The following is a 22,083-nucleotide window of genomic DNA, read 5'->3' as shown; positions in this document are numbered from 1 at the left end:
ATCAGGCTGATCAATACCTTTAAAAATTGATTAAGATGAAAAAAATTTATATAGCGATTGCATTGTTGACGGGTTTAACCATGAACAGCTGCAAACACGATGACTGGTTTTACCGCGAATCTAAAACCACCATTACCGATGAACAATTGTGGAACGATCCAAATCTGATCACTTCACTTTTGGCAAATTACTATAACCGCCTGCCTTCTTTACATGGTGTTTTTAATACGGGCGGAATGACCGAGCTGGACGATGCCATGTGGTCGGGAACGCGCGATCAGAACGGCAAAAATGACTTTCAATATGGCAACGATTATGGTCGTTACTGGGATTATGGATTGATCAGGGACCTTAACCTTTCCATTGAAAACATCACTGCTCAGGGCGCAAAACTTACACCCGCTCAAAAAAGCCTCTATATAGGCGAAATGCGTTTTATGCGTGCCTTCGTTTACTTCGAAATGGTAAAACGCATGGGTGGCGTACCATTAGTAACAAAACAACTCATCTACGATTTTAGTGGCGACCCCAGTCCGCTACAGGTTCCGAGAGCAAAGGAATCAGAAGTTTACGATTTCATTTATAAAGAACTGGAAGAAATTAAAGCTGACCTGTCAGGCAATAACGGTATACCCACACGTGCCAATAAGTATACAGCTTTAGCATTGGAAAGCAGGGCTATGCTTTATGCCGCTTCCATCGCTAAATACAATAGTTTAATGGCGGCTCCAATCAGCACCACTGGTGGCGAGGTGGGTATCCCAGCTTCAATGGCTACAGATTATTACAACAAATCGCTTGCAGCTTCGAAAGAAGTAATCGCTGGTCCGTATGCATTATACAATACCAATCCTGATAAAGGGGCGAACTTCTATGATATGCTGAACAAAAAACCTGTGAGTGAAGTCATCTTTGCAAAAGATTTTGCCCTTGGCACCAAGGTACATCGTTTTACTTATGATAACATCATAAAAAGCATGACGGAGGACAACGAAGCTTCATCAGCAATTTCACCTTCCTTAAGCCTGGTAGAGAGCTTCGATTATTTAGACGGAACAAAAGGTACTTTAAAAGATAAGGATGCCAGTGGCAATTACATTGCTTATGCTAACCCTGCTGATATTTTTGCCAACAAGGATGGTCGTTTATATGGAACTGTTATTTATCCCGGAACAACATTCAAAAACAATGCAGTAAGAATACAAGCCGGAGTAGCCGTATGGAATAACGGTAGTTATCAGTTAACTACCTCATCAGTACTCGGTGGAAATTACACGGATAATCAGGTTTGGACAGGTTTTGATGGACCTAAAGATGATGCCGTAGATGTAAGCAATACGGGTTTCTACATCCGTAAAATGGTGAGTGACGCCGCTGCGGCCAGTACACGTGGTACATCGGCTGTAAACTGGTGGCCTTGGTTCCGCCTTGGCGAAATCTACCTGAATGCTGCCGAAGCCGCTTTTGAGTTAGGACGTCCGGAAGCTTTAGGATATGTTAATACAATTCGTGCACGTGCCGGCTTTCCGGCAAATAGTTTAAGTGCCCTTACAAATGATATCATCCGAAATGAGCGCCGTATTGAGCTGGCTTTTGAAGATCACCGTTATTTCGACCTGAAAAGATGGCGCATTGCACACATCGTATGGGATGGTTCAGAAACCGACCCCAATGCAGTAGTAATGGGTTTATATTCTTACCGCGTAGTCAGACCTGGACATCCGGATAATGGCAAATACATTTACGCACGCGTTCGCCCAACCCGCTTCCGCCGTGCCAGGTTCTTCCGTATGGCGAACTATTACTCTTCAATTGATCAAACGGTATTGAACAATAACCCTAAAATTGTTCGCAATCCATTCCATTAATTATTCAGATGATGAAATTTAGATTTTTAACAATCATAACAGCAGCCAGTATCTTTCTGGCCGGCTGCAGCGAATACGACAATTTCGACGCTCCGGAATTAACCTTATCCGGAAAAGTGGTTTATCAGGGAAAAGCAGTGAGTGTTCGTAACAATGGCCCCCAGTTAGAATTATGGCAGAATGGTTATCCGCTCAAATCACCTATTTATGTGTACATGAATCAGGATGGTAGTTTTTCCTCAAAATTATTTGCCGGCCAGTACAAATTGGTACGTCGTGCTGATGCGCCCTGGTTGCAACAGGCCACTGACACGATCAGGGTAAATCTTACAGAAAACACCAATATTGATGTGCCAGTAACGCCTTACTTTACCATCACCAATGAAACCTTTCAAAAGTCCGGAAACACCATCAATGCAAATTTTGTTGTGAATAAGGTGGTTGCCACTGCCAATGTTGAACTGGTACGCCTCTACCTGGGAAAATCGGTTTTAACCGATCAGGTTCAGCGGGAAGTTCGGGTAGACGGAAGTGTTCCTTCACTTGTATTTGGCGCACAAACAACATTGTCGGCTGATATTCCCGACAACCTTAAATCGCTTGACTTTATTTACGCAAGAATTGGTGTAAAAACCACAATTGCCGGTGAGTATGTTTACTCACCTGTGCAAAAAATAGCTTTAAAATAATATAAACAGGGTGTGGTTTTAATTCACTACACCCTGTTTATTAAATACCAGTAATCAACTCAATCCTTTAAATATGAAAAGACTTCCATGTAAACGCCTGATCCTATTTTCTTTTTTACATTTTGCTTTTATTGGAAATTTATTCAGTCAGGAATATAAATCAGGGCCGGCGGAAAAAGATTTTGCAGGATATCTATTTACCTATTTTAAAGGAAATGCAGTAAAAGACGAAGCCCTTTGCTTTGCCATCAGCACCGATGGTTACAATTACCGTGCATTGAATAACAATGAACCTGTTCTCGATTCGAAACAGATCAGTTCTACCGGTGGCATCCGCGATCCCCATATCTTACGTTCGGCAGATGGTCGTTCTTTTTATATGGTGGTAACTGATATGACATCATCAAAAGGCTGGGATTCTAACCGGGCGATGACTTTATTAAAGTCAGAAGACCTCATTAACTGGAAACACAGCATCATCAATATCCAGAAACGCTTTAAAGGCCACGACGACCTTAAACGCGTATGGGCACCCCAAACCATATTTGATCCCGCTAAAGGAAAGTACATGGTTTACTTCTCGATGCAGCATGGCACCGGCCCTGATATTATTTATTATGCCTATGCCAATAAAGACTTCACCGATTTTGAAGAGGAACTTAAAGTGTTGTTTAGTCCAAAAAATGGCAAATCGTGTATTGATGGCGATATCATCAACAAAAACGGAATCTTCCACCTGTTCTATAAAACTGAGGGCAATGGAAACGGAATTAAACTCGCCCTTACCGACTCCCTAACTTCAGGAAGATGGATTGAACAACCAGGCTATAAACAACAAACCCGCGATGCTGTTGAAGGTTCGGCAGTATTTAAGCTCAACAGATCAGATAAATATATTCTGATGTATGATGTGTATGGCAAGGGTAAATACCAGTTTTGTGAGAGTACAGATTTAGACCGCTTTAAAGTGATTGATCATGAGGTGAAAATGGATTTCCATCCCCGTCATGGTACCATAATTCCAATTTCGCGCAGTGAATTGCGAAACCTAACCGCTAAATGGGGAATTCCGTCAGGCATGGAACTAAAACTCGCTAAAAACCCGGTGCTCGACGGTTTTTATGCCGACCCGGATGTACTTTATGCCAACAAGACTAAAAAATACTACATCTACCCTACCAGCGACGGTTTCGACGGCTGGGGCGGATATTATTTCAAAACGTTCTCCTCTACCGACCTTATAAACTGGAAGGATGAAGGCGTTATCCTCGACTTGAAAAAAGATGTAAAATGGGGTAACCGCAATGCCTGGGCACCCACTATTGCCGAAAAAAAGGTAGGAAAAGACTATCAATACTTTTACTATTTTACTGCAGCCCAAAAAATTGGTGTAGCTTCATCAGATCTCCCTACAGGCCCTTTTAAAGACTCCGGGAGGCCGCTGATTAACTTTAAACCTGAAGGAATTAAAGGCGGGCAAGAAATCGATCCAGCCGTATTTACTGATCCCAAAACAGGAAAAAGCTACCTCTACTGGGGGAACGGTTACCTGGCGGTAGCTGAACTAAATAAGGATATGATTTCTTTAAAACCTAATTCGACCAAGGTTTTAAAAACAGATGAAACTTTCAGAGAGGGTTGTTATGTATTTTATAGAAAAGGTACCTATTATTTTATGTGGTCAGAAGATGATACCCGAAGTGAGAATTACCGTGTACGTTATGGAACGTCAAAATCTCCATTAGGTCCAATCAGCATTCAGCAAAATAACCTCGTACTGCAGAAAAATCCCGAATCCGGTATTTTTGGAACGGGCCATAATTCTGTGCTGCAGATTCCGGGTAAAGACGAATGGTATATCATTTACCACAGATTCAATTATCCTGACGGCATAAACATGGGCGATGCAGCAGGGTTTAACCGTGAAGTTTGCATGGACCGCATGTATTTCGATAACGCAGGGAACATTATCCCCATAAAACCCACGCACTAAACAATATATTAGCTCAAATGGTGCTATTGCTGTAAAAGCTACTCACGTAATGACAGGCGCTCCACCTCAAATCAGGGTAGCCAGTTATTTTGGTATTGCTAACAAACTGAAACCTATTCAAACCCGAAGGACTGAAAGAAGGCAAAAAATGGAGTTGCTTTACGGCATCAGCTGATTCCGAAATTTTAAGCCGGATTTAAGATGATTTTAAGGAATTGCATAGTGCCGGATATCGTCAACTCCACAGCGTAAACGCGCGAAGGCTCTGCGAAGCAATCTTTTAAATTCAATTTAGATAATTTGGTCTAAAACGCTGTGCTTCGTGTTGCTCCGTCGAGATCAAGACCATCCGATCTGAGTCTTCAATAGCAGCCCGTTTAAGAATCTTTTAGCCAACCAATCTGGTCAAGAAAAGTAAATTAATGCTAGCACAAGTAGCAATCGCTGTAATTTGTCTACACCCATTACATCGCAAAACTGGTTAAATACTTAATCAATTCCTATTTGGAAACCAAACAAGCCACTCCTTTTAGGAGTATTTTTATGTAACAAAACCGAAACATTCATATTGTCCCTCTGTTATTCCATCTATAAAAATGAACAGTATGAATAATAATTTTACAAAATTTACGATGTTAATCACCTTGATAAGTTTATCAACTCAGCTGCTTGCGCTGGAAACGCCAACAACTTCAAAAAGATTTGCAAACAATCTCTAAGAACCTGGAGTCATTGAGGCAACAGGTTATGGTCCATGTCAACCGATGGCAAGCAATAAAACTGCTACGGGCCGTCAGGAAAAACGTCGAGTAGAATTCACCTTATATTAATCAATAATAAATTATCAATCATGAAAAAATTTTTAGCAACAGCAATTATCTCTGCAACTACCATTTTTGCGGCAAATGCCCAAATCCAAAAAGGCAATGTAATGGTTGGAGGCAACTTAACCAACATCAACCTTGGTTTAGATGATCCAAAAATATTCAGTGTAGACATCACTCCAAAAGCAGCCTGGTTTATACAGGATAATGTAGCGGTGGGTGGTTATGTAAATTTCGGTTTAAAAACGGCTAAAAACTCCAGCACAACCACCAGTTACGGAGTTGGTGCATTAGGCCGCTATTATACCGGAAAAGATGTTGAAGTGTTACGCCATGGCCGTTTATTTGCAGAAGCTACTGTTGGTATTGGCGGTGTTAATGTAAGCAATGGCGGTGGCAACACAAATGGCTTAAATTTAAGCGTTGGGCCGGGTTTTGCCTATTTCATTACACCAAACATTGGCCTCGAAACCTTATTAAAATACAATGGGCTGGTTGGTTTTGGAAGTGCAACAACCCAAAATAACCTGAACCTGTCTTTCGGATTTCAGATTTATTTGCCGGGACAGAGAACGGCAAACAAAGTTAAAAGAGACGTTGCAAATTAAGTCTAAAAATCAGAAGCTGCTTTCTATAGGAAGCAGTTTCTTTTTTAAAGTAAAGACGATGGTCTCAGGGTTTTCTAAATCCACTATACGCTCTTTACATGAGAACAACTTAACAAAATGATTTAAGCAATGACTACAGGAAAAAAAATCGGAACCATTGCAGCAGTAGTTGGCATTGTGCTGGTTTCCGGCCTGATTTATTATCATTACTTCTTTGTATTTGGTGAAGGAGTGAAAGCCGGAGAGCTGAATTACATCGTTAAAAAAGGATATATTTTCAAAACCAATGAGGGAAAACTGATTCAAAGTGGCGTTCGTTCCAGACAAATGGGGACGTTGGAAAACAATGAGTTCGAATTTTCTGTAACCGATGAAAATATTGCGAAACAAATGATGGGAAACAGTGGCAAGTTTTATGAACTGCATTACAAGGAATATAAGAGTAGCCTACCCTGGAGGGGATTTAGCAGATATTTGGTAGATAGCATATATGCCGCTAAAGATGTTCACAGCAAGTAAGCAACAGCCAATTTTCAAAAAAAATAAACTGAAATACTAAATCTTAAATAAAAAAAATGGACAAATTAGAACTTAAAGGTACCTGGAATGAACTTAAAGGAAAAGTTAAACAGGCCTATGCAGATTTAACCGAAGATGATTTAAAGTATGAGGAGGGAAAAGATGATGAACTTTATGGCAAACTACAGCAAAAAACAGGCAAAACCCGCGAACAGGTTATAGATTGGCTAAAATCTTTGTAGTTAACAATCATACACATCTTCATTTCAACCAAAGTGAGGTAATATGATTATTGGTATAAATGTCATCCAGAAGAATCATTTATTCTGAAAAAATCAAAAGGAATGGTAGATAAATTTAAGTGAATAGTATCCGCCAAGAGGTCGTCATTCCAGCTTGATCCAATAGTCATCGTACGGGAATCTTAAAAGGCTTGCATTAAGATTCCCGCATGCGCGAGAATGACGACCTTACCAGTGGATCCTCTAAATGGTCGTTTTCCGCAAATTTTGGGCAAGCAGTCAAATCCAAAATCAACCGATTAATACGAAATAAGTTAGAAGCAGTATCATTCTTTTTTCTTTTGGATAACCTTAAAATCACTAAATGATGCATAACCGGAAATGTCTCCGTAAGTAGCATGATAAGCACCAACCTCTAAAACACTGCTCATATCATCCCTTTTTATCGGACTGCCGGGAAGATCTACCCATGCCTTTCCATCATGGCTGCCACGCAAAAAGAATAGATTTCCCTGCCGCTGTATCTGCAAATGGCGATAAAAGTTCCATCCTGCCAGGTTATTCACTTGTTTGCGTTCGCCGGCAATTAAATTCGTTATAATGTTCCCAATTCCCCAGCCAGGCATTACCCCATTTTGTAAAAGTTTTTTGGCATTAGATGGCTCTTTAACCATTAAACCGGCTTCGTTTGCGCCATAAGCTTTCTTCTGGTTGAATCCTAACATATCAGACAGCAACACTTCTGCAACAAAATCGCCTTCCACCTGATGGTAGGCAAAAGGTCCGGCCGGCATTGATCCATCCCAGAATGTATGGTGCGACACCAATTTTAACACGCCGGCTTGCTGGGCTACAGTGTCAGCATTTCCGGTAAAACCATCCCAGGAAGTACCCTTTAAAGCATCCGCTCCTGCCGGAATTGATATGGCCGATCCGCGTTGTTTTCTGATGATAAAAAGTGTAGAATCTGTTGTAACCATAGCCGGCAAGGAATTCAGGCTAATATTGCCAAAATTATCTCTAACTTTTACGGTATAAGCGTAGCGCATTTGAGGTGAAACAGAGAAATCTGTATAAGCTGAAGATTTTAGCCATTTCGGGGTGTTTTTATCTCCATCTTGTTGAAAAAGATACTCAAAACTGGTACCTGGTAATGTTGGTTTATTCGCAGCCATATAAACCATATTGGGTGTAACCGCTGCTGGTTTTGAAGCAAATGACGCATTAACGAGCTTGCTGTTTTGTGTGCGTTTCCAAAAATCAAACTCCTGCTTACAGGCATTATAATCAAGCGCATAATTAAATGCAGCCATAGCAGATATGGCTACCGGATCCCCTGTAGTTGCTGCCCCCATTAAAACACGCTGATTTTTTGGTGGGCCTGGCAAATCGATATTTTCAATCCTTTCACCATTGATGACAACCTTAAATTTTCCTTTATTGTAGGTGCAGATTACCTGCTGCCATTTTCCGGTGCTTACGATGCTTGTCGTTTTATGGCCAAAAAATAAATCCGTTTTTGCACCAGCCTGCGCGTACAGTGAAAAAATAGCACTAAAAGGTTTTGAAAAATCTAGTTTTTTCACCAGTTCACTTCCTAAAAGTAACTGTCCTCCATGATCTAACTTCACCGCTATTTTTCCGTTTACATCCGCAACTTCTGCTTTACCCTCAATTACGAGTTGTCCTAAAGCAGCTCCGTGATTGGTCCACTGATCTAACCTGCCATAGTCGAGATTTTTAGCTTCAACATACAGCGGGGTATTATTCGGCAGTCCTTTTTTATAGGCAGTTTTAACCTGCTCATGGCTTAGCGGAATATCATAAATTTTTAAAGACGCCAATGCCCCAGAAAATCCTGCACTTCCATCTTCATTTCCACCGATCAGAAAATGTTTAAGGTTATTGATAAAAAGCATTCTTCTCTCGGTTCTGTCCAATTCCCCATCTACATAAATCCGTTCCATTGTCCCATCAAAAACAACGCTGATCAAGTGCCATTCGTTGGCTTTTGGCACATGTTTATAGCCTAAATCTGCCCAACCTAAATGGTTGATGGCACCGGCAATTTTACTGTTCCCATAACCAACCGCTGCATTACTTAAATCAACACCGCCCCGCCCTGTCCAGGATACAATGGTTTCTTCTTTACCAATTTCCGGATTTAAAACCCACATACTCACACTATAGCTGCTGTTTCCAAGCAGCGATTTTGGTGCAGGTGCTGTTGAGGATAAGCGCTCACGGCCAGTAAAAAACAACGCTTTTTTACCACCAATCATCGAGGTAAGGGGTTTAATTGGTCCGACAGCCGAAAAATCCCCACCCAACTTCCCGGTATTTTGAACATTGGTTACCACGGCGTTTGCCCGGAGATGATCTAATGACAGATCCACTAACAAACCTTTGGGTTCAAAAGCATTTAAAGGTTCCCATTTTTTAATTTTGGTATGCATTACAGGTTGGTATTCTGCATGATCAAAAACCTTGATATTCCATATGGCTTTATTCAATCCCGGATATTCTGTGTGTAAAACCATTGTACGGAGGTATCGTGCCTTAACATCGCCAAAATCAATCATCGGGCTTCCATGCCGGGTATTTTTGCTGCGATCGGCATAAACTTTCCAGTTTTTTCCATCAGCCGAATACATGATTTTATATTGATAATACCAGGTCGCATATTCAAACTGTGTATGAACGCTTTTAACAGGATATACTTTTCCCAAATCTACCTGCACCCAGGCAGGCCCTACATTGCTTTTACCTTTCCATAAGGTTCCGTTATTATCATCAAAGGCAAATTCCGCTTTAAAATTCTCATCATAGCTGGAAGATGCAGAGACCTTTTTACCTAGAGCTAAATTTGGATGTGGATTGACATCTTTGGCGAGGTAGCCGATTCCGGTATGGGTAGGCACAATCTTAAGTATATTTCCTTCCTCATCAAACTGTATTTGATCTGCAGCTACCTGCCTGTGGTAACCGCCGTCATTATGCGGGTTATTATGCCGGTGGTACACCAGGTAAAAATCATCACCCTGCTGCAATACAGATTGGTGGCCCGGCCCATGCACCGTTCCATCTTGATTTGTAGCTAAAATAGGATTGTTTTTACCATATTTAAACGGGCCCATCGGATTAGTTGCTGTGGCATACTGAACCCGGTACGTACCATCTTCACAATATCCTGATGAATAAGTCAGATAATAAATCCCTTTTCTTTTAAACACAAACGGAGCTTCAAAAAATTCTTTTGCATCAGTATTGGGAATCTGGCCCAGCTTGGCAAATGACTTCATGTCTGCGTTCAACAGGCCAACACCACAGCCGTGGTTAGGATAAATCCCCCAGGTACCCCAGTACATATAATATTGGCCATCGTCATCTTTGAAAATCTGTCCATCAAGTGTAATCACATTTGGCACCATATAATTAGACACAATCGGTTTGCCTGTAGGCAACAGCGAGGTCCACGGCCCAACGGGGCTCAGAGATGAGGCACCGAAAATCTCTACGGGTTGACAGTAATACAGGTAAAATTTGCCATCGGCCCCCTGTGTTACATCCGGCGCCCAATAGTGGTGCGTGGTTGGCCAGTTCATATCCTGCATGGTCCAGTTTACAAAGTCTTTGGATGTCCATACCTGAGAGGGACCAAAACCACCGCCATTTCCATCGGTTGTGGCATATATATAATAGGTATCTCCGAATTTTTTAACAGTTGGGTCTGCAAAATACCCTGGTATAATCGGATTTCCATGCACCATAGCCTCGCTCGCATATTGAGCCATTGCAGCCTGAACAGTAAAGCATAAGTGCAATAAAATGAATAACTTTATGTATTTTTTCTTCATTGATTAAAGATTATACCGGGGCCGTATAAACCAGCCATTATAAAATATGCCTGTAAATATAACTGATGTACAAACTAAATTTCCGTTGCATATTAATACATTGTATCAATATTTTAACCATTCATTCTCCGAATGCAGATTTTAAACATCATCTTAAACGATAGCTTACCATCGATAAGCCTACTAAGTGCGGTTCAGGTTGACGACGGCTTTAAATCAAAAGCAGATAATAGTTATTTCACCTATTCATCCTCTAATAAGGTTAAAATATGCATAATACCTGCAACTTATAAGGCTTTACCACTCATACTTTTTGTCTAATTTTACCTGTTATGAAGAGTCTGCTAAATATTAAAATTCATAAATTAAGCCGTTACACTATTCCATGTCTTGCTATTTTTATATTTGCAAGCAACATCGCGCTGGCCCAAAACGGCGATCAGATCCTGGATGGTATTGGAGAAACGGCCATGAGTGCCAGGTATGAACTTAAAGGCGATTTAAAAGATTGGTCAAGAAATCGCTTTAATGCAAACCTCATTGGAGGTGAACCCGAATTTGTACAAGACAGTCGCTTCGGAAAAGTGCTTTCTCTGCAGGGAACTAACGGAACTTATGTAAGTATACCTGACGGAGCATTAACCGATGTTGAATCCATCAGCGTAACCGCTTGGGTTTTGCTTAAAAGTGAGCGTGCGGAACAGTGCTTTTTCGACTTCGGTCAAAATTCGGAAAGGCATTTTGCCTCACAATTTAATCTTAAACAGAATGACCAGGGTTTTCTTGCTGTTATCCAAAATGGAAAACAATCGAATATCACAAAGGCGGCTGCTCCTGCTCTTAACCAATGGGCACATCTGGCCATTGTTGTCGATATTGCTTCAAAATCGATGACTAGTTACCTTAACGGTAAAAAAGTTGCTGAAGAAAAAGATATCAATTTTGACCTGACATCAATTTTGGGTGAGCACAAACCAGATAAGAAATCACTGGTCCTTGGCAATGCCTTGTCAGCCAAAAATAAAGCGCTGAATGCTTTAATCCATGATTTCAGGATTTATAGGGTCGCCTTAAATGCAAAACAAATTGTTTCGGTTTATCAGCACGGACAAAACCAAACTAATGAAACGGCAGTTAACACATCGGCAAAAACGGATGATGACCTGCAACATTTCCCTGCAGATGCCGCTCAGTTATACACCAAATACCTCACTGGGGTAGATCATATTGAAGTGACAACAAGTGTTGGTGATCTTCCCCGGTTACCCGGGGCCATTGCCGGAACTTATCAAACCGGTAAAACCGGCCCAATGGTAAAAGTAATCTGGCCCAATCCAACAGATAATTCAGATGTTAGCCAACCGGGAAATTATACCATTACCGGTTATGTACCAGGAACAAACTTTAAGCCAAAAGCACTGGTAACCGTAACTGGCAGCGACAAAAGTGCAACACCAGATATTAAGCTACTACCTTTTGCCTTGAACCAGGTAACCCTGAAAGCTGACCACGAAGGCCATGACACAAAATTTATTGAAAACAGGAATAAGTTTATCCGTACATTGGCTAAAACAGACCCTAATTCATTCCTGTATATGTTTCGCCATGCCTTTGGTCAGAAACAGCCTGCTGGTGCGAAACCGCTTGGCGTTTGGGACAGCGAAGATACTAAGTTGCGGGGCCATGCCACGGGACATTATTTAAGCGCTATTGCACAGGCTTATGCCGGCTCAGGTGGTGATCAAACATTGCAGAAAATTTTCGCCGATAAAATGGCGTATATGGTAAATACACTTTATGCCTTATCTCAACTATCCGGAAAACCTCAAAAAGCGGGAGGTGCATTTATTGCCGATCCTTTGGCTATTCCTTACGGTCCGGGAAAAACTGCTTATGATTCTGATATCAGCGAAAAGGGAATTAGAAGGGATTACTGGAATTGGGGAAAAGGTTTTATAAGTGCTTATCCGCCAGATCAGTTTATCATGCTTGAAAATGGTGCTAAATATGGTGGTCAAAACAATCAGATTTGGGCTCCCTATTATACTTTACATAAAATATTAGCCGGACTAATTGATATTTACGAGGTTAGCGGGAATAAAAAAGCACTTGAAATTGCCACCAATATGGCTGATTGGGTACAAATCCGACTAAGTGGCTTACCACAACAAACCTTAACCAGAATGTGGAATACCTACATTGCCGGTGAGTTTGGCGGCATGAATGAATCAATGGCACATCTTTACCGAATCACCGGAAAGGAAAAATACCTAAAAACGGCACAGCTTTTCGATAATATCCGCTTATTTTATGGCGATGACGCGCACAGCAGTGGCTTAGCTAAAAATGTAGATCTTTTTCGTGGCCTTCACGCCAATCAGCATATTCCACAGATTGTTGGCAGTATGGAACTTTATCGGGTATCCCAACAGTCAGATTACTTTAAAATTGCGGATAACTTCTGGCATAAAGTTGTAAACAACTACATGTATAGCATAGGTGGTGTTGCTGGTGCAAGAAATCCGGCCAATGCAGAATGTTTTATTGCACAGCCAGGAAGTTTATATGAAAACGGCTTTTCTGAAGGTGGGCAAAATGAAACCTGCGCCACTTACAACATGCTTAAACTTACAGGCGATTTGTTTCTTTTTGAACAAAAAGCGGAATTAATGGACTACTACGAACGCGCTTTATATAATGATATTTTAGCTTCCGTAGCAAAAGACAATCCCGGAAATACTTATCATATCTCACTTAGACCAGGTTCTGCAAAACAGTTCAGCAATGGAGACATGAGCGGCTTTACCTGCTGCAATGGTACCGCATTAGAAAGCAGTACCAAGCTACAGAATTCGATTTATTTTAAAAGCAAAGATGATGATGCACTTTATGTAAACCTTTATATCCCCTCTACATTAGATTGGAAAGCGCGAAAGATAAGAATAGAACAGACAACAGATTTCCCGAAAGAAGACCATACCAAACTAACGGTGCATGGAAATGGAAAATTCGACATCCATGTGCGTGTGCCAGGATGGGCAAACAAAGGTTTTTTTGTTAAAATCAATGGCATTACACAAAAGCTTGTGGCCAGCCCGGGCAGTTATCTTAAAATAAGCCGCGATTGGAAAGATGGAGATGTTGTGGAATTGAAAATGCCTTTCACATTCCACCTCGATCCGGTAATGGACCAACAGAATATTGCCAGCTTATTTTACGGCCCCATATTGCTTGCTGCCCAGGAACCTGAAGCGCGAAAAGACTGGCGTAAAATTACCTTAGATGCACAAGACATCAGCAAAAGCATTAAAGGTGATCCAAAGCAGCTACAGTTCACCATCGATAATGTGGCTTTCAAGCCATTTTACGAAACATACGGTCGCCATTCGGTTTACCTGGATGTAACCTTAAAATAACTCTTTCGGATTGGGGCAAAACGCCCCAATCCGAAAGAGAAATCAGATGCCTCACAGCATTACCTGTCTGTCCGGAGGACTCCACCGACTAATAATTGAAAAGAGTCTGTGACTCGTTTTGCTCCGACACAGTTATAAATCAACAATACCTTAAGACAACTTTCCCTCTACCGCTTATTTAGCTGTTGTTAGCCTGCCGACCGAAAGCACGTCAGATATTTGGTCTATCTGATCGCTGACAGTACCATTACTCAACCAATGCAAGTACTAAGTAATGCGCCAGCAGTGTGCAAGCAGTTACGAAGCAAACCCGGCCGGAAGGTGGCATAAATGTGGGGTAAACGTGGCGTAAAGGTGGACATGGAATATTTTTTGGGAGATTTTTAATCAGACGGATTAATTTGGGTGATCATCCCTAGTGATTTTCTAATATACCAAAATATGGTGAAGTGAACAAAAAGAGAGCTTCGTATTTTGTCACGGGTAGCAGAAATGCGATTTATCCGTGTCTTTCTTTAGTATTCTGAAGGGCCCGACGCTTCAATAACTGGAAAGGTTTGCGACTAAGTTTATCAATTCAATTTTATCGTTATAAACCAAAGAGACACTCTGCTTAACGCTACGGACAGAGCTGGCTATCTTCGTGTATTAAGAACCAACATCTAGCTTAATAACACCAATCAATCTACAATATTCCTTCCGGCTGGAAAAAGGCCTTAATAACCGTTTTGGAAGCCTGTTTTTTAGGCACCAGAAAAACTCAAAAAAATAAGCGTTATAAATACGTTAAAAATAACATCACTTTATTTTTTTATTTAATAAGTGTTGTTACATTCGTGCGGACGTTAGATGAAATTAGCTGCTGGTAAATCAACCGAACCGGATTAACAGCTAAACTTCTTTGAACGCAAATGCCCTTAATTTCACAACTGAAGGGTTTTTATGCTAACCAAATTCATAAAGCAGATGAAAGATGTTTCAGAGGAACTAGAACTTTTGTTGCGCGTAGCTGATGGTGATCGCCCCGCGTTTAACTTGTTGTATAGGAAATATCTTCAAAATTTGCGAAAATTCGTCGCTTCAATTTCCGGTAATACCGATCTGGCGGATGAACTTGTGCAGGACATCTTTGTTAAGATATGGCTTAACAGAAAAAACCTTCCACTTATCGGGTCTTTCAAACCTTACCTCTACCGCTGCGCACGCAACCTTTTAATCGATCATATCAGAAAATCAAAAACACAGATCAGGATAAAGGAAGTTTCAAAAAACCTGGAAGAAGATTATGCCATTGGCACAGATGATCATTTAATTTATACACAAACGCTGAGCCACCTGCATAGTGGCATTAACCTGCTTCCAGAAAAACGAAAAAAAATTGTGGAACTCAAAATCCATGAAGACCTTTCTCTTGATGAAATTGCTCTGCAGCTAAAAATATCAAAATCGGTAGTTAAAAAACAGCTCTATACCGGCATGGCTTTTCTCAGAAATTACCTGAAACATTTTTACAGGATTGCACCCTTTATTTCATTTCTATATTTTTTTCTTTAAGGAGGGGTTCTTTTTCTTTTCGCACACGTCTTAGCAGATATGGAACGAAAGGATGCTGAGCAACTCCAGCAAAAATTAATTCAAGGTGAATTGACAGAGACTGAACAGCAGGACTTTTTTAATTGGTTAAAACAATTAGATGAGCCTGAGTTAAGTGCATTCCTGAAAGAATATAGCGCATCATTCGAACAAAAACCCGATAGTTTAACAGGAGAACAGCATGAAGATTTGACAAACAAAATCGAAATGCGGTTAGATGCATTAGGCGTTCCCAAAACACAGTACCGGAGACATATGCCTTTTAAAATCATGGCCGCAGCGGCCGTATTGGTTTTGGTATGTTCCACTATATTTTGGTACTATGCGAACTTAAACGCGAACAAACAAGCCACAATTTCCAAAAACACGACCATCCCGCGCGCAACACCAATTTATGGTGGAAATGATAAAGTCCTGCTTATTCTTTCCAGCGGCAAGCGTGTTGAAGTAAATAATTTCACCAAAGGGCAATTGGCTGTAGAAAACGGATATTCGATTGAAAAAGAGAGTAATGGCCTGTTAAAATACAGGAAAATCAATACCGCTACCGCTCCGGCATCTGGCAATACCAACACAATTGTAACACCCCGGGGCGGACAATACTGCGTTAATCTTTCTGATGGAAGTAAAGTTTGGCTGAATGCGGAGAGTAAAATTACCTATCCGGTAGTTTTTTCGGGCAATACCAGAAAAATTGCCTTAAAAGGCGAAGCGTATTTTGAGGTCACCCATAATCCGGATAAACCATTTATCGTTGATTTTGAGGGTTCGAATGTTAAAGTATTGGGTACCCATTTTAATATCTGCGCATATGGCGATGGCGAAACGCCCAAAACCACCCTGCTTCAGGGTTCTGTACAGGTAAGTACGGGCGATAGCAAAAAAATAATCTTACCAGGTCAGCAGGCCATTTCCAGCAAAAAAATCTGCATTGTAAATGTTGATACCAACCATGTTTTGGGCTGGAAGAATGGCAATTTCTCATTTGAGCACGAACGCATCGGCACGGTGATGGGAAAAATATCACGGTGGTATGATGTTGATATAAAATATCAGGGTGAAGTAACACAAGAGGAATTTGTCGGTTCGATTCCAAAATCAAAAAATTTGGAAGAAGTACTCCACAGGCTGGAGTTGACCGGATTGTTACACTTTAAAATTAAAGGAAGGAGCGTTACCATTATGCCATAACCTTACCAAACAGGCTGGCCCATCCATGGAACAAAAGCCAGAGTGCTACGAACACTCTGACCTGATGTTCGGATCGCCACCAAGTAATCTACACAATAGTACAAGCCAAGTATAAACCCAAACATTCAAATATATGAATTATTATGCACGCGTAAGTAGGCTTTTGGCCTATCTGCGTAAACCGCTAATGGTTATGAAATTAACATGCCTACTTTTAGTTTCCTTAATGCTACAGCTCTCTTTGGCCTCCAGCGGCCAAACGGTAACGCTTTCGAAAAAGAACGCGGCTGTTGAAAAAATTTTCAAGGAAATTGAGCGCCAAACCGGATATCAGTTTTTGTATACCAGACAAATGCTTAACGGAACTCATCCGGTAAGTATAGAAGTAAATAAAATCAGCTTAGCAGAGGCATTGGACCTTTCGCTGAAATCACAACCCATCAGCTACAAGCTCGAAGACAACATTATCATTATTCAGCGTAGGGCAATTATTGAACCCGCCATAAATAAAGCAGCCGAAATTGTTGTTACCGGAAAAGTTACTGATGAGGCCGGCCTTCCCATCCCTTCTGTGAGCATTAAAATTAAAGGCACCAGTACGGGCGTGCAAACAGCACCAAACGGAACCTATAGCCTTAAAGTTCCAACCGGTAATGAAACTTTGGTTTTTAGTTCAATAGGTTTTGCGTCGCAGGAAATAGAAGTTAACAACCGAACTGAAATTAATGTTAAGTTGAAGGCAGAAGCCAATAATTTAACAGATGTAGTGGTAATCGGATATGGATTGCAACGTAAAGGCGATGTAACCAGTTCGGTAGCGAGTGTTAAAGCCGAAAATTTTGTAAAATCGCCTGTATTAGATGCAGGACAATTAATCCAGGGTAAAGTAGCTGGACTTACAATTAATACACCAAGCGGCGACCCTACAGCGGGAAGCAAAATCAGGCTTCGTGGCAATAATACACTTTTTGGTGCCAATGCCGATCCACTTGTGATTGTAGATGGTGTACCAAGCAGTCTTAAACTGGTAGCACCAGAAGATATTGAATCGATAGATGTGTTAAAAGATGGTTCTGCTGCAGCTATTTATGGTGTGCGCGGTACCAATGGCGTAATTATTATTACCACTAAACGATCTTCAGGTAAGAACAGCAACGTAGTAGAATATAGTGGTTCCGTAAGTACACAAACTATTGCCCGAAAACTCAATATGCTTACTGCTGATGATTATCGCAGACAGATTGCAGAAGGAACACGCCTTCCATCATATGATCTTGGTGCAACTACGGATTGGTTAAAAGAGATTTCGAATAAAACACCGATTACCAATATCCATAACATTACTTTTCGCGGGGGTAACAGCCAAACCAATTACCTGGCTACATTAAACTACCGTTATTTTAACGGGCTATTTAAAAAGTCTGATAATTCTACACTTACGGCAAGGGCAGATATTAACCATTCCATGTTTGATAATAAGGTAAAGATTAACATGGGTGTTTTGGTACAGAACAACAAATATACCCAAACCCAGGATGGTAACAGTTTCAATGGCGCTGTTTACCGCCAGGCCCTGATCCGCAACCCAACATCTCCCCTTTTTGGTAGTGACGGACATTATTTTGAAGAACCGAACAACTTTGAATACGATAACCCTGTTGCACGCCTTTTCGAAAGTACAGGTCTGAACCAAAACACTACACAACGCTTAAATTCTCAGATTACTTATAACCCCATCGCAGATCTTAAGTTGAGCGCCTTAGGTTCATATACCAAATATGTTTCAAATGGCGGTTATTCAGAATCTAAATTCCACATTTCCAACATCAGAGATAAACTGAACGGCTATGCTTCACTGGGTTCTACTCAAAGTATAGACAGGTTGCTGGAGCTTACGGCTCAATATTCCAAAAAATTGGGCGATCACAGTTTCACTTTATTGGGTGGATACAGTTATCAGGATAATTCTTACCTGAATTTCTATGAACGCAATTATGATTTCCCTACAGATGCTTTTGGGTATTACAATATCCAGCAAGGCCGTGGTGCAAACCGCGCTTTAGATGCGCTGCTTGGGAGTGGCTATTCGGAAACGAACCTGATTGGATTTTTTAGCAGGCTAACCTATAGCTATAAAGAACGCTACCTGTTAATGGCCTCTTTAAGGAGAGAGGGTGCCAGCCAGCTTTATGGTGCTGAAAAACCCTATGGTAATTTCCCTTCCGTATCTGTTGGATGGAAAATCACCAACGAAGCATTTATGAAAGATCAAACCATTTTTGATGACTTAAAGCTTCGTGCAGGATATGGTGTAACCGGAAACCAGCCGAGCGATGGATTCCGGGCCGTTGCTTTATTGGGTTATGGCGACAATGTGTATTCTAACGGCAACTGGATCCAGACACTTGTTCCTACGCAAAACCCGAATCCTGCTTTACGCTGGGAAGAAAAAAGAGAAACAAATATTGGTCTTGATTTTAGCCTGTATAAAGGAAGAGTTACCGGTACATTTGATGTTTACAATAGAAATTATAATGGCTTACTATTTGATTACCAGGTACCCAGCCCACCAAACCTCTACCCAAGTACAAGGGCAAATGTGGGCACCATGCAAAACAGGGGTCTTGAGGCTTTATTGAATATTGTGGCCATACAACATCAGGATTTTGAATGGACAACCAGCTTCAACTTTTCGACCAACCGAAATAAACTCGTTAGCTTATCTAACGATTTATATCAGGCCACAAACGATTTTTTCACTACCGGAGGAACAGGTCCGCCAGCAACCACTTTTACCAATATCGTTCGCGTTGGCGATAACATCGGAGATTTTTACGGCTTTAAAGTTAAAGGTGTAACGGCCGACGGTCAGTGGATTTATGAAGGTAAAAACGGGGAAGATGTTTCCTATAGCCAGTTTAATCATGCCTTTGAAGATAAAAAAGTACTCGGAAACGGGATTCCTAAATTTACCGGCGGATGGAACAATAACTTCAGGTATAAAGACTTGGATTTAAGCATTACCATGCGGGGTGCATTTGGTTTCCAGATTCTGAACTTCCAGAGAATGTATTATGAAAACACAGGTATTCAAAACTATAACCGACTGGTATCAGCTTACGATCCTGTTTTTGGTACAGCTGTGCTTAATAAAAATATGCCCGTAGAATTTAACAGTTATTATGTAGAAAACGGCGATTTCTGGAAAATTGACAATATTGTATTGGGTTACACTTTTAACAAGCTAAAAACCAAATATCTTAAAGGTGCAAGAGTGTATGTTTCTTCATTAAACACTTTTACCATTACCGGCTATAAGGGCTTAGACCCTGAAGTAGACTGGAGTGGTTTGGCACCTGGTAATGATAACCGGGACAAGTATCCTACCGCCCGTACATTTACATTAGGTTTTTCTCTTAATCTTTAATCCAACATCATGAAAACAAGATATATATTGGGTACTTGTACCCTGGCATTTATGGTACTGATTATAAGTTTAACATCCTGCACGAAATTAAAGGACGAAAACTACTCCAGATTTATTCAAAATAATTTTACCCCGAATACCTCTGATGTAGCGGCGCTGGTTGGCGCAGGTTATACCTATTGGAGGCCTTTAATGCTCGGAAGGAGTAACAACTCTATTTTTCGTACCAATGAGATTTCCAGTGATGAAGCCGTAATACCCGCACGCCCTAACGGCTGGGTTGATAATGGGATCTATCGACGCATGCACGAACATAGATGGACATCTGACGAAGACAACAGCTACCAGATCTGGAACAATGCCTATGGAGGTATTACTTCATGTAACCGTGTACTTTACCAGATTCAGTCCAATCTGATCCCCATTACCACTGGAAAAGACGCTACCATAGCCGAATTACGTGCCTTAAGGGCATCATATTATTATGCCCTATGCGATTTCTTTGGTGGTGTGCCTATTGTAGATAAATTTGATGTACCATCCGGATTTCTTCCACAACAGAATACGCGTGCGCAGGTATATGCTTTTATTGTGAAAGAGCTTACCGAAAGTCTTCCGAACCTGAGCAAAGCCAATAACCAGGCCACCTATGGCAAGTTCAATTACTGGGCCGCCACTGCCCTGCTGGCCAAAGTTTACCTGAATGCCAACGTATATATTGGTACTCCAGCCTATACTCAATGTATTGCCGCGTGTAATGAAATCATTGCATCAAACGTATATACACTGGAAGCCAATCAGAAATCTATCTTTCTTGATGCAAATGAAGGCAGCAGAGAAACCATTTTTGCGATACCTTTTGATGAAAAGTTTACTTCAGATGGTGCTAATGCCTTTACCCTGCACATGGAAACACTTCAGCCAGAAAACCAGGCTACTTACAACTTCAAAAACTCGCCATGGGGCGGTATCTGTGCCACACCACAGTTTGTAAGCACGTTTGACCCGGAAGATAACAGGCTAAAAGACAATTATGTACAAGGACAGCAATATACTGCTTCAGGTGCTGTTTTATTGGGAACCATTGGTGCCAGTAATGGTAAGCCACTCATCTACATTAATGAGCTTCCGGGAGTTGATCAATCGGATGAAGTACATGGTTTCAGGTTAGGAAAATTTGAATTTAAGCCAGGTGCCCTGGTGGGGATGAACAACGATTTCCCTTTGCTCAGGTATGCAGATGTTCTGATGATGAAGGCCGAATGCCTGTTAAGAACAGGAGATGCTGCGGGTGCTGCTGCGCTGGTCACACAGGTTAGACAGCGATCTTTCTCAAGCAATCCTTCAAAAGCAACCGTAACCGGTAGCCAGCTGTTGCAGGGTAGTGTGTATAACTATGGCCTTCGCAACCACTTAACTTCTACGGTAGAAGGTGGTGCCGATATCCAATACGGAAGGTTCCTGGATGAACTGGGCTGGGAATTTAATACCGAGGGCCGACGCAGGCAGGACATGATCAGGTTTGGCGTATTTACCAAAAAATCATGGTTGTCACATTCGCCAAATGGAGATTACCGTACACTGTTACCTATTCCGCGTGCGGAGTTAGCTAAAAACCCGAATATAAAACAAAACCCGGGATACTAATCCTAAATAACGAGGTTGTATTTTAAGTTATATATTAAAAATCAAATTTGTCATATGGAGCCTGTCGAACGCTTTTAAGATATTTAAAAAATGCCCTTCGACAAGCTACCCATTGACAGATCCTATAGAAGAATCGTCATTTCGACTGGAGCGTGCCGATTTTTTATCGGTAGCGAAATGGAGAAATCTATAGAGACAGATTTCTCGAC

At 41.1% G+C, this 22,083-nt stretch carries 12 protein-coding genes; 11 read left to right on the top strand and 1 reads right to left on the bottom strand.

Annotated features, from left to right (window positions below):
• The first annotated feature begins 35 nt into the window (after positions 1 to 35).
• The 6 genes from BM107_RS07045 to BM107_RS07020 all read left to right on the top strand — a co-directional run bounded on the left by BM107_RS07045 (position 36) and on the right by BM107_RS07020 (position 6,743).
• Complete coding sequence (locus tag BM107_RS07045) at positions 36 to 1,868, top strand: RagB/SusD family nutrient uptake outer membrane protein (protein ID WP_208864348.1); 1,833 nt, start codon at positions 36 to 38, stop codon at positions 1,866 to 1,868.
• An 8-nt stretch (positions 1,869 to 1,876) separates the two neighbouring features.
• Positions 1,877 to 2,557: a DUF3823 domain-containing protein gene (locus BM107_RS07040; RefSeq protein ID WP_090981682.1), complete on the top strand. Its 681-nt coding sequence runs from the start codon at positions 1,877 to 1,879 to the stop codon at positions 2,555 to 2,557.
• A gap of 73 nt (positions 2,558 to 2,630) precedes the next feature.
• Positions 2,631 to 4,550, top strand: a complete 1,920-nt coding sequence (locus tag BM107_RS07035; RefSeq protein WP_090981680.1) for a glycoside hydrolase family 43 protein — start codon at positions 2,631 to 2,633, stop codon at positions 4,548 to 4,550.
• A gap of 850 nt (positions 4,551 to 5,400) precedes the next feature.
• Complete coding sequence (locus BM107_RS07030; RefSeq protein ID WP_090981678.1) at positions 5,401 to 5,982, top strand: hypothetical protein; 582 nt, start codon at positions 5,401 to 5,403, stop codon at positions 5,980 to 5,982.
• A 129-nt stretch (positions 5,983 to 6,111) separates the two neighbouring features.
• Positions 6,112 to 6,501, top strand: a complete 390-nt coding sequence (locus BM107_RS07025; RefSeq protein WP_090981676.1) for a hypothetical protein — start codon at positions 6,112 to 6,114, stop codon at positions 6,499 to 6,501.
• Between the two features lie 56 nt (positions 6,502 to 6,557).
• The gene (locus BM107_RS07020; RefSeq protein ID WP_090981674.1) at positions 6,558 to 6,743 is read left to right on the top strand and encodes a CsbD family protein; all 186 of its coding nucleotides are present in this window, start codon (positions 6,558 to 6,560) and stop codon (positions 6,741 to 6,743) included.
• Between the two features lie 326 nt (positions 6,744 to 7,069).
• On the opposite strand, the gene BM107_RS07015 is transcribed toward BM107_RS07020, so the two are convergent.
• Positions 7,070 to 10,600 carry a family 43 glycosylhydrolase gene (locus tag BM107_RS07015; protein WP_090981673.1) on the bottom strand — a complete coding sequence of 1,177 codons (3,531 nt, stop codon included), beginning with the start codon at positions 10,598 to 10,600 and terminating at the stop codon, positions 7,070 to 7,072.
• A 332-nt stretch (positions 10,601 to 10,932) separates the two neighbouring features.
• Between BM107_RS07015 and BM107_RS07010 the strand changes: the two genes are divergently transcribed.
• From BM107_RS07010 to BM107_RS06990, 5 genes are all read left to right on the top strand, one after another.
• Positions 10,933 to 14,016, top strand: coding sequence for a beta-L-arabinofuranosidase domain-containing protein (locus BM107_RS07010; RefSeq protein WP_090981670.1), 3,084 nt, complete (start codon positions 10,933 to 10,935; stop codon positions 14,014 to 14,016).
• Positions 14,017 to 14,958: 942 nt separating this feature from the next.
• Positions 14,959 to 15,570, top strand: a complete 612-nt coding sequence (locus BM107_RS07005) for an RNA polymerase sigma factor (RefSeq protein WP_090981668.1) — start codon at positions 14,959 to 14,961, stop codon at positions 15,568 to 15,570.
• A gap of 39 nt (positions 15,571 to 15,609) precedes the next feature.
• Entirely contained in the window at positions 15,610 to 16,800 is a 1,191-nt protein-coding gene (locus BM107_RS07000; RefSeq protein ID WP_090981666.1) for a FecR family protein, read from the top strand.
• A 193-nt stretch (positions 16,801 to 16,993) separates the two neighbouring features.
• Positions 16,994 to 20,227, top strand: coding sequence for a SusC/RagA family TonB-linked outer membrane protein (locus tag BM107_RS06995; RefSeq protein ID WP_244278752.1), 3,234 nt, complete (start codon positions 16,994 to 16,996; stop codon positions 20,225 to 20,227).
• 9 nt (positions 20,228 to 20,236) lie between these two features.
• Positions 20,237 to 21,874 carry a RagB/SusD family nutrient uptake outer membrane protein gene (locus BM107_RS06990; protein ID WP_090981662.1) on the top strand — a complete coding sequence of 546 codons (1,638 nt, stop codon included), beginning with the start codon at positions 20,237 to 20,239 and terminating at the stop codon, positions 21,872 to 21,874.
• Positions 21,875 to 22,083 lie beyond the last annotated feature (209 nt).

This window comes from Pedobacter suwonensis (assembly GCF_900111825.1).
GTDB lineage: Bacteria > Bacteroidota > Bacteroidia > Sphingobacteriales > Sphingobacteriaceae > Pedobacter > Pedobacter suwonensis.
Note: the sequence above shows the minus strand (reverse complement) of the source record. Positions and strands in the feature narration are given on the sequence as shown.